This is a genomic window from Pseudomonas sp. p106, from assembly GCF_003936645.1.
Lineage (GTDB): Bacteria > Pseudomonadota > Gammaproteobacteria > Pseudomonadales > Pseudomonadaceae > Aquipseudomonas > Aquipseudomonas putida_E.
This window is the reverse complement of record NZ_RHQR01000015.1, coordinates 151,277-160,585: the sequence shown is the minus strand read 5'-3', so window position 1 is coordinate 160,585 and position 9,309 is coordinate 151,277. Positions and strand designations below refer to the sequence as shown.

9 protein-coding genes are annotated in these 9,309 nt (G+C 63.7%); 5 read left to right on the top strand and 4 right to left on the bottom strand.

The features are described from left to right. Positions 1 to 95: 95 nt before the first annotated feature. Positions 96 to 1,007 carry a LysR family transcriptional regulator gene (locus EGJ09_RS18850; protein WP_046788027.1) on the bottom strand — a complete coding sequence of 304 codons (912 nt, stop codon included), beginning with the start codon at positions 1,005 to 1,007 and terminating at the stop codon, positions 96 to 98. Positions 1,008 to 1,136: 129 nt separating this feature from the next. Here EGJ09_RS18850 and EGJ09_RS18845 point away from each other — a divergent pair, with 129 nt between their 5' ends. From EGJ09_RS18845 to EGJ09_RS18830, 4 genes are read left to right on the top strand one after another with little or no spacing between them, the layout of a single operon-like run. After that, a complete protein-coding gene (locus tag EGJ09_RS18845; protein WP_125924550.1) occupies positions 1,137 to 2,423 on the top strand; it encodes an MFS transporter in 1,287 nt (428 codons plus the stop codon). Positions 2,424 to 2,432: 9 nt separating this feature from the next. Further along, the gene (locus tag EGJ09_RS18840) at positions 2,433 to 3,212 is read left to right on the top strand and encodes a 5-oxoprolinase subunit PxpA (RefSeq protein WP_125924549.1); all 780 of its coding nucleotides are present in this window, start codon (positions 2,433 to 2,435) and stop codon (positions 3,210 to 3,212) included. After that, a complete protein-coding gene (pxpB, locus tag EGJ09_RS18835; protein WP_125924548.1) occupies positions 3,209 to 3,904 on the top strand; it encodes a 5-oxoprolinase subunit PxpB in 696 nt (231 codons plus the stop codon). The genes EGJ09_RS18840 and pxpB overlap by 4 nt, the downstream gene beginning before the upstream one ends. After that, on the top strand, positions 3,901 to 4,818 hold the full coding sequence (locus EGJ09_RS18830) for a biotin-dependent carboxyltransferase family protein (protein WP_125924547.1): 918 nt from the start codon (positions 3,901 to 3,903) through the stop codon (positions 4,816 to 4,818). Before pxpB ends, EGJ09_RS18830 begins: the two co-directional genes overlap by 4 nt. Positions 4,819 to 4,927: 109 nt before the next feature. On the opposite strand, the gene EGJ09_RS18825 is transcribed toward EGJ09_RS18830, so the two are convergent. The 3 genes from EGJ09_RS18825 to EGJ09_RS18815 form a co-directional block, all read right to left on the bottom strand. Continuing rightward, entirely contained in the window at positions 4,928 to 6,106 is a 1,179-nt protein-coding gene (locus EGJ09_RS18825) for a VWA domain-containing protein (protein WP_125924546.1), read from the bottom strand. Positions 6,107 to 6,118: 12 nt separating this feature from the next. Then, positions 6,119 to 6,964 (bottom strand): MoxR family ATPase, encoded by an 846-nt coding sequence (locus EGJ09_RS18820; RefSeq protein ID WP_012315697.1) that lies wholly within the window; start codon positions 6,962 to 6,964, stop codon positions 6,119 to 6,121. Positions 6,965 to 7,095: 131 nt separating this feature from the next. Then, on the bottom strand, positions 7,096 to 8,169 hold the full coding sequence (locus tag EGJ09_RS18815; protein ID WP_115274098.1) for a DUF748 domain-containing protein: 1,074 nt from the start codon (positions 8,167 to 8,169) through the stop codon (positions 7,096 to 7,098). 132 nt (positions 8,170 to 8,301) lie between these two features. On the opposite strand from EGJ09_RS18815, the gene cysK reads away from it, so the two are divergent. Next, on the top strand, positions 8,302 to 9,276 hold the full coding sequence (gene cysK, locus EGJ09_RS18810) for a cysteine synthase A (protein WP_125924545.1): 975 nt from the start codon (positions 8,302 to 8,304) through the stop codon (positions 9,274 to 9,276). Positions 9,277 to 9,309: the final 33 nt, after the last annotated feature.

Genomic DNA, 9,309 nt, shown 5'->3' with positions numbered 1-9,309 from the left:
CGGTCTGTACTGCTGTGAACAGTCAGAAGCCGGCTTTAGGTCCCACCCACCCCTTCGAGTCCTACCATACAAGCCGGTACAGATACTAGCGTTTGTCAAACCAACACAATCCGCTGCCCTCCCACATCCCGCGCATAGCGCTCCAGCACCTGCCGGCACACCCCGACTACCTCATCCACCAGCGCCACCCCGGTCTGCCAGGCCACCACCAGTTCCAGGCTCGGCGGCGGCTGCAAGCCTTCGAGCAGCACCAGTTCGCCCCGGCTCAGTTCGGCGTCCACCAGCGCGGGCGGCAGCGCACCAATGCCGAAGCCGTCGCGCAACAGCCGTGTGATCGCCGCCACCGAGTTCACGCAGTTGAGCCGTGGGGTTTCGGCCCCTGCGGCCTGCAACAGGCTGAGCACTTCCTGGTGCGGCCGTGAGTTCTTCGAGAACGTGACGATCCGCTCACGCCCAAGCTCGGCCAGCGAGGCGTAGTCGCGGTGTTGGGCTGAGCCGGCCGCCACCACCCAGCCCATCGGGTAGCGCGCCAGGTCCAGGCTGCGGATCGACTGTTCGCGCAGCAGGTCGGTTTGCAGGATCACGTCGAGAAAGCCTTTTTGCAGCTGTTCGCGCAAGTTCAGTGCAGTATCGGCCACCAGCTCGATTTCCACCTGGGGGTAGCGTTCGCTCAACTCGGCCACCAGCGCACTCATCCAGGTGTGGATCACGGTGTCCATCACGCCAAGGCGGATGCGCCCGACCTTGGCCCGGTCGCTGTCCAGCGACTGTTTCATGGCCTTGGCGGTGTCGAGCATGCGCTCGGCATACTCCAGCACCTTGCTGCCCTCCGGGGTCAGGCTGACGCCGCGTGAATCGCGCAGCAGCAGCTTGACGCCCAGGTCGGCTTCCAGTGCCGCGATGCGGCTGGAGACCGACGCCTGGGTGGTGAAAAGTTTCTCGGCGGTGAGGCGGAAGCTCTTGAGCCGGGCGACCCAGACGAAAGTTTCGAGGAAGCGTAGGTTCATGATCAGTTTTTCTTGTTCCAGACCGGCGGTTTTTCTCGTTGGACTCGGGCGCTGCGGGCTCTGAACATGACGCACAGGCCGCGACGCCAGACGTCGCCCATAAAACAATACCAACAAGCCGAGGCAAGCATGAACCCAAGCGGCGTGCAGCAACAGGTGCAATCCCCACCTTCGACCGGGCCGTTCGCCTGGTACCGCGACATCGACTCCCAGCAACGGCGCACGTTCTGGAGCTGCAAGATCGGCTATGGCCTGGATGGCATGGACACCCAAATGCTCAGCTTCGTCATCCCTACGCTGATCATGCTGTGGGGCATCACCACGACCGAAGCCGGGCTGATCCACACCAGCACCCTGATTGCCTCGGCTATCGGCGGCTGGGTCGCCGGCATCCTCTCCGACCGCATCGGCCGCGTGCGCACCTTGCAACTGACGGTGCTGTGGTTCGCCTTTTTCACCTTCCTCTGCGGCTTCGCCCAGAACTACGAACAGTTGCTGCTCGCCCGGACCCTTATGGGCTTCGGCTTTGGCGGCGAATGGACCGCCGGCGCGGTGCTGATCGGTGAGGTGATCCGCGCCCAGGACCGTGGCAAGGCGGTGGGCATGGTGCAGTCCGGCTGGGCCATCGGCTGGGGCCTGACGGCGATCCTTTATGCGCTGCTGTTCTCCTGGCTACCGGCGGAGCAGGCGTGGCGCGCGCTGTTCCTGCTGGGGCTGGTGCCAGCCATTTTCGTGATTTTCGTCCGGCGCCTGGTCAAAGACCCTGAGGTGTATCGCCAGGCCAAGGCGGTGCAGAGCGCCGAGGCGCCCGCGCAGTTCTACGAGATCTTCGCCCCCGGCATGCTCTGGACCACAATACGTGCGTCGCTGCTGACCACCGGTGCGCTGGGGGGCTACTACGCCATCACCTCGTGGCTGCCGACCTTCCTCAAGAACGAGCGCGGCTTGAGCGTGCTGGGTACTGGTGGCTACCTGGCGATGGTGATCGTCGGCTCCTACATCGGCTATGTGGTCAGCGCTTACCTGTCTGACATTCTGGGGCGCAAGAAGAACTTCATCCTGTTCGCCGTGGGCTCGTTCATCATCGTGCTGCTGTACACCCAGATGCCGGTTAGCGATGGCGTGATGCTGTGGCTGGGTTTCCCGCTGGGCTTTTTTGCCTCGGGCATCTTCAGCGGCATGGGGGCCTTCCTCACCGAGCTGTTCCCCACCCGTATCCGTGGCTCGGGGCAGGGCTTCTGCTACAACATCGGCAAGGTCATCGCCGCGATGTTCCCCTTGCTGATCGGCCTGCTTGGCCAGAAGGTGCCGCTGGGGCTGGGCATTGGCGGGTTCGCCGCGGTGTCGTACGGTGTGGTGATTCTGGCGGCCTTGAGCCTGCCGGAAACCCGCGGCAAACACCTCCAGGCGCGTTAAGGTAGGCACATGAACATCGACACGGGAGCACGCCAGGTGAAACGCCTGCTACTCAATTGCGACATGGGTGAAAGCTTTGGCAGCTGGCGCATGGGCCTGGACGCCGAGGTAATGCCCTACATCGACTGCGCCAACATCGCCTGCGGCTACCATGCCGGCGACCCCGGCACCATGCGCCGTACCGTGGCCCTGGCCCTGCAGCATGGCGTGACCATCGGCGCCCACCCGGCCTACCCGGACCTGGTCGGCTTCGGTCGCCGCTCCATGGCCTGCAGTGCCGAGGAAATTCGCGATCTGCTGCACTACCAGATCGGCGCTCTTGACGGTATCTGCAAGGTCCAGGGTGGCCGAGTGGCCTACATCAAGCCCCACGGCGCGCTGTACAACGACATGATGGCCGACCCGCTCAAGCTGCGTGCCGTGCTCGAAGCCGTGGCGGCGTATGACGCTGGCTTGCCCTTGATGCTCATGGCCACTGCCGACGACAGCGCAGCACAAACCTTGGGTGACGAGGTTGGCGTGCCGCTGTGGTTCGAAGCGTTCGCCGACCGCGCCTATACCGCCAGCGGCCATTTGCTGTCGCGGCGCCTGCCGGGTGCGGTTCATCACGATTCGGCCGTGGTGGTCGAGCAGGCCTTGCGCCTGGCCCGTGGTGAAACGCTGGTGGCCGACGATGGCAGCGCCTTGCGCCTGCACGCCAGTACCCTGTGCGTGCACGGTGACAATGACAGCTCGGTGGCGGCGGTGCGGCAGATCCGCCAGGCCCTCGATGCGCTGGGGCCGGCATGAAGCTGCGTATCGAAGTGGTTGCGATCGACAGCCTGATGGTGCGCCTGTTCGACCGGATCGACGAGGCCAACATGCCGTGGCTGCTCGCCGCGAGCCACCGTTTGAGTGCCGCCTTCGGTGAGCACCTGGTGGACCTGGTGCCGTCCTACACCACGCTGATGGTGCAGTTCGATATGCCGCCAGGGCAGGCGAGGGCGTTGATCGACCAGGCGCTGGAGGGGCTGCTGCCAGACGCGGGCGCCAGCGGTCGCCGGCACGAGATTGCCGTGTGGTACGACGCCAGTGTCGGCCCTGAGCTGCCGCTGCTGGCCGCACGCAGCGGCTTGAGCGAGCAAGAGGTGATCCGCCTGCACAGTGAGCGTGAGTACCCGGTGTTCGCCCTTGGCTTCGCTCCGGGGTTCGGTTTCATGGGGCTGGTGGACGAACGCCTGGCATCCCCGCGGCTGAGCACTCCGCGCAAGCGCGTGGCGGCCGGCAGTGTCGGCATTGCCGAGCGCCAGACTGCGGCCTATCCCGCCGTGTCGCCTGGCGGCTGGAACCTCATAGGGCGCACTCCGGTTCGCCTGTTCGACCGCGAGCGCGAAGGCTACAGCCTGCTGCAGCCGGGCGATCGGGTGCGCTTCGTGGCGGTGTCCCATGCCGAGTTCCTGGCATTGGGTGGTGACGACAGCCCGTTGGAGGCACAGGCATGACGCAATTGAAAATCGAAGCCAGCACCGCCTTGTGCCAGTTGCAGGATGCCGGGCGCTTTGGTGTGCGGCACCTGGGGGTGACCCAGGGCGGTGCGCTGGATTGGGTGGCGATGAATTGGGCCAACTGGCTGCTGGGCAACCCGTTGGGTGCGCCGGTGGTCGAGGTGGCGCTGGGCGGCTTCACGGTAGTGGCCGAGCAGGATTGCGTACTCGCCCTGGCCGGTGCCGACCTGGATGCTCGTATCGATGACCAGCCGCTGGCACCCTGGCGCAGCTTTGCCTTGGCCAAGGGCCAGCGGCTGACCTTGAAGCAACCGAAGCAGGGCGTGCGTGCTTATCTTGCGGCGCCGGGCGGGTTTCAAGGTGAAGCCGTGCTGGGGAGCTGCGCTACTGTTGTGCGTGAAGAGCTGGGCGGTATCGATGGGCGAGGGACCGCGCTGGGCAAAGGGCAATTGTTGGCGTTTGCCGGCACGCAGCCGGCCCTGCGCGAAGTGCCAGAGGTGCTGCGGCCCCGTTATCGGCAAAAGCCCGTGCTCGATCTGGTCATGGGCGCGCAGATCGGTGATTTCAGCGGTATGAGCCTGTTCGAGGCGTTCAATCGTGACTGGACGCTGGACAGTCGTGGCGACCGCATGGGCATTCGTTTGCTCGGGCCGCAGCTTGTTTATCAGGGCGCGCCGATGATTTCGGAGGGTATTGCGTTAGGGGCGGTGCAGGTGCCCCCGGACGGGCAGCCGATCGTGCTGCTCAATGACCGGCAGACCATCGGTGGCTATCCGCGGCTGGGGGCGTTGACGCCGTTGGCGTTGGCGCAGTTGGCCCAGTGCATGCCGGGGGCGGCGGTGCGGTTCAGGGCGGTGGTGCAGGAAGAGGCCTGGCGGGAGCAGCAGGCTTGCCTGAACGGTTGGCGGTGACGCTACCGGCGCTACCGCCGGCAAGCCGGCTCCCGCGGGTACCCCACAAGGCTCAAATGCTGAGGTGTATCTGTGGGGCCCGCCGGCGATAGGGCCGGTACAGGCGAAACTACTTGGACAGATACCGCATGCCATCCTCCAACCCTTGCAAGGTCAGCGGATACATCTTGTCCTCGATCAGGTCACGCACCAGGTGTGTCGATGCGGTGTAATCCCAGGCCTGTTTCGGATACGGGTTGATCCAGATGATCTTCTTGAATTTCTCCATGAAACGCTGCATCCACACATACCCGGCCTCTTCGTTCCAGTGCTCCACGCTGCCACCGGGCTGGGTGATCTCATAGGGCGCCATGGCCGCGTCGCCGACGAACACCACCTTGTAGTCATCGCCGTATTTGTGCAGCAGGTCGAAGGTGGAGAAGCGCTCCGAAGTACGCCGCAGGTTGTTCTTCCACACCGATTCATAAACGAAGTTGTGGAAGTAGTAGTACTCCAGGTGCTTGAACTCGGTCTTGCAGGCCGAGAACAGCTCTTCGCAGACTTTGACGTGGGCATCCATCGAGCCGCCGATGTCGAACAGCAACAGCAGCTTGACCGTGTTGCGCCGTTCGGGGCGCATCTGGATGTTCAGCAGCCCGGCGTCACGTGCGGTATGGTCGATGGTGCCGTCGATGTCCAGCTCTTCGGCGGCACCTTCGCGGGCGAACTTGCGCAGCCGGCGCAGGGCCAGCTTGATGTTGCGCGTGCCCAGGTCGACCTGGTCGTCGAGGTTCTTGTACTCGCGCTGGTCCCAGACCTTCACCGCCTTGCCCTGACGTTTGCCGGCGTCGCCCACGCGGATGCCTTCAGGGTTGAAACCGCCAGAGCCGAACGGGCTGGTGCCGCCGGTGCCGATCCACTTGTTGCCACCGGCGTGGCGTTCCTTCTGCTCCTCCAGGCGTTTCTTGAACTCCTCGATCAGTTTGTCCAGGCCGCCCAGTGACTGGATCTGTGCACGTTCCTCATCCGTCAGCGAGCGCTCGAACTCCTTGCGCAGCCAGTCTTCAGGGATCAGTGCTTCGAGGTGCCGGTCGAGGTTTTCCAGGCCTTTGAAGTAGGCCGAGAAAGCCCGGTCGAACTTGTCGAAATGGCGCTCGTCCTTCACCAGGATGGCCCGTGCCAGGTAGTAGAACTCGTCCATGTCGGCGAACACCACGCGCTGTTGCAAGGCGTTGAGCAGGTCGAGCAGTTCGCGAACCGATACCGGCACCTTGGCCGCACGCATTTCGTTGAACAGGTTGAGCAGCATGGCCGGCTCCTGTCAGCGGTTGCCGCGCCGGCTCATGAAGGCCAGGCGTTCGAGCAGTTGAACGTCCTGCTCATTCTTCACCAGGGCGCCGGCCAGCGGCGGAATCGCCTTGGTCGGGTCGCGTTCGCGCAATACCGCTTCGCCGATGTTGTCGGCCATCAACAGCTTGAGCCAGTCGACCAGCTCGCTGGTGGAGGGCTTTTTCTTCAGGCCCGGCACCTTGCGCACGTCGAAGAACACGTCAAGCGCTTCGCTGACCAGCGATTGCTTGATGTTGGGGTAGTGCACATCGACGATCTGCTGCAGGGTGTCGCGGTCCGGGAAGGCGATGTAGTGGAAGAAGCAGCGGCGCAGGAACGCGTCGGGCAGTTCTTTTTCATTGTTCGAGGTAATGATGATGATCGGGCGTTGCTTGGCCTTGATGGTCTCGTCGATTTCGTAGACGTAGAACTCCATCTTGTCGAGTTCCTGCAACAGGTCGTTGGGGAACTCGATGTCGGCCTTGTCGATTTCGTCGATCAGCAGGATCACCCGCTCCTCGGCCTCGAAGGCTTCCCAGAGCTTGCCCTTTTTCAGGTAGTTGCGCACATCGTGGACTTTTTCAGTGCCCAGCTGGGAGTCGCGCAGGCGGCTGACCGCATCGTACTCGTAGAGGCCCTGGTGGGCCTTGGTGGTGGATTTGATGTGCCAGGTGATCAGGCGGGCGCCGAAGGAGGCGGCCAGCTGTTCGGCAAGCATGGTCTTGCCGGTGCCTGGCTCGCCCTTGACCAGCAGTGGGCGTTCGAGGGTGATGGCCGCGTTGACCGCCAGTTTCAGGTCGTCTGTGGCGACGTAGTCGCGGGTGCCTTCGAACTTCATCGGGAGTGTCCTCTGCGGGGGCCAGTACAGGTACGGCATGTCTTCATTGGTTGTCAGCGACTATACCCCGGCCCCAGGCGGCTGCAAACGCAGACCGGATATTCAGTCCCTGAATGGCTCGTCACGCCTGTTCAGTCGGAATCGGGCGCAGGTTGCTCATAGCGTGCATTGAACGCCTGGACAAACCCGTTGCGCAGAATCTGCAAAAACGCCTCGAAGGCGCTGATGTTCTGTTGGTGCACGCTGCCGCTGAGTTCCACACGGGTGGCGAACTGGTTTTTCGGCTGGTTCTTCAGCACCGTTTCGCTGGCCCCTACCAGCGCTTCCCACACCGAGCGGAAAAAACCCTTGTTCTTGTCCTCGATGTCCTGCTGCCAGTTGAACACGTCCACGTCGCGCAGCAACGGCTTGATGTAGCCATTGAGCCGGCCGTTTTCCGCCTGGGCCTCGATCACCACATCGCCGTGCCCGGCATTGAAATCGAACTTGCCATAGGCACTGGCGAAGTCGTTCAGCCTGCGCAGCTCCATGCCGGTTGCGCGCAGCCGGAACTCGAAATCATCGAAGTCGCTGAACGGGTCGAAGGTCGCGCGGCTCTGCACCCTGGCATCGCCCAACAGCAGGGCTTTAGCCTCGAAGCTGGCGTCGCGCCGGCCTTTGTCGTCCCGTACGTTGGTCAGGTTGCGGATATTGGCGTCGAGCCGGGTGGCCTTGAGGTCGACCGGCGGCTTGGAGTTGAAGTTGTGGAAGGTCAGCGTGCCGTCATCGATGCGCACATCGTTGAGGGTGATCGGCAGCAGTTTTTCCAGCTGCTGGCGCCAGTCTGTACCCTGACCGGTCTGCGAGGCCTGTTTGTTGCCGCCGTCGACGAAGTTGAGCACCGGTCGTAAAAAGGTGACTTCGGCCACCACAGCATGGTCATACCACAGCGCTTGCCAGCTCACCGAGAGGTCGATCAGTGGCGCATCGAGCAGCGGCACCGGAACCTTGCCGCTGGTCTTGACGATCTTCAGCCCATCGATCTGGTAGGCCCCGCGCCACCAGGCCAGTTCCACGTCCGTGACCTGGCCACGGTACTCCCCCATGTCCGCCAGCTTGTCGTTGAGGTAGTCGCGCACCAGGTAAGGCAGCGCCAGGTGCAGGGCCACCAACAGCACGACCAGGCTGGCCAGGCCGACCAGTGGCCAGCGATAACGGGCTTTCATCGCAGTGATCTCCAAGGCGGATTGTGCGGTTGACCGCAGGCCGCCCGGGCGAGTTCGAACGGGCTTTACGGGCCAACGGGGCAGGCTTACCCTTTAAGCCTTTCCCCGCCACTTCATGCCAAGGACCCTGCCATGAGCCGTATCTACGCAGACAACGCCCATTCCATCGGCAATACGCCGCTGGTGCAGATCAACCGCATCGCCCCGCGCGGTGTGACCATCCTGGCCAAGATCGAAGGGCGCAACCCTGGGTACTCGGTCAAGTGCCGTATCGGCGCGAGCATGGTCTGGGACGCCGAGGGCAGCGGCAAGCTCAAGCCCGGCATGACCATCGTCGAGCCCACCTCGGGCAACACCGGCATTGGCCTGGCCTTCGTCGCCGCCGCCCGTGGCTACAAACTGGTCCTGACCATGCCGGCCTCAATGAGCCTGGAGCGTCGCAAGGTACTGAAGGCCCTGGGCGCCGAGCTGGTGTTGACCGAGCCGGCCAAGGGCATGAAAGGCGCGATCGAGAAGGCCAACGAGATCGTTGCCTCGGACCCGGCGCAGTACTTCCTGCCAGGCCAGTTCGACAATCCGGCCAACCCGGCCATTCATGAAAAGACCACCGGCCCGGAGATCTGGAACGACACCGACGGTGCGGTCGACGTGCTGGTGGCCGGTGTCGGCACCGGTGGCACCATTACCGGCGTGTCGCGCTATATCAAGCACACCCAGGGCAAGTCGATCCTCTCGGTGGCGGTCGAGCCTGTGGCCTCGCCGCTGATCAGCCAGACCCTGGCCGGTGAGGAGCTCAAGCCCAGCCCGCACAAGATCCAGGGCATCGGCGCCGGCTTTGTGCCGAAGAACCTTGACCTGTCGATCGTCGACCAGGTCGAGACCGTGACCGATGACGAGGCCAAGGCGATGGCCATCCGCCTGATGCAGGAGGAGGGCATCCTTTGCGGCATTTCTTGTGGCGCGGCGATGGCAGCAGCGGTGCGGCTGGCGGAAAAGCCAGAGATGCAGGGTAAGACCATCGTCGTAATCCTGCCCGACTCCGGCGAGCGCTACCTGTCGAGCATGCTGTTCGCCGACATGTTCAGCGAGCAGGAGAACCAGCAGTAAGCGGCAAGCGGCAAGCTGCCCCTGCGCTCGGGT

Excerpts from the sequence above, each read along its gene's own strand:
- EGJ09_RS18850 (WP_046788027.1), bottom strand. The coding sequence starts at position 1,007 with ATGAACCTACGCTTCCTCGAAACTTTCGTCTGGGTCGCCCGGCTCAAG.
- EGJ09_RS18845 (WP_125924550.1), top strand. The coding sequence starts at position 1,137 with ATGAACCCAAGCGGCGTGCAGCAACAGGTGCAATCCCCACCTTCGACC.
- EGJ09_RS18840 (WP_125924549.1), top strand. The coding sequence starts at position 2,433 with ATGAACATCGACACGGGAGCACGCCAGGTGAAACGCCTGCTACTCAAT.
- pxpB (WP_125924548.1), top strand. The coding sequence starts at position 3,209 with ATGAAGCTGCGTATCGAAGTGGTTGCGATCGACAGCCTGATGGTGCGC.
- EGJ09_RS18830 (WP_125924547.1), top strand. The coding sequence starts at position 3,901 with ATGACGCAATTGAAAATCGAAGCCAGCACCGCCTTGTGCCAGTTGCAG.
- EGJ09_RS18825 (WP_125924546.1), bottom strand. The coding sequence starts at position 6,106 with ATGCTGCTCAACCTGTTCAACGAAATGCGTGCGGCCAAGGTGCCGGTA.
- EGJ09_RS18820 (WP_012315697.1), bottom strand. The coding sequence starts at position 6,964 with ATGAAGTTCGAAGGCACCCGCGACTACGTCGCCACAGACGACCTGAAA.
- EGJ09_RS18815 (WP_115274098.1), bottom strand. The coding sequence starts at position 8,169 with ATGAAAGCCCGTTATCGCTGGCCACTGGTCGGCCTGGCCAGCCTGGTC.
- cysK (WP_125924545.1), top strand. The coding sequence starts at position 8,302 with ATGAGCCGTATCTACGCAGACAACGCCCATTCCATCGGCAATACGCCG.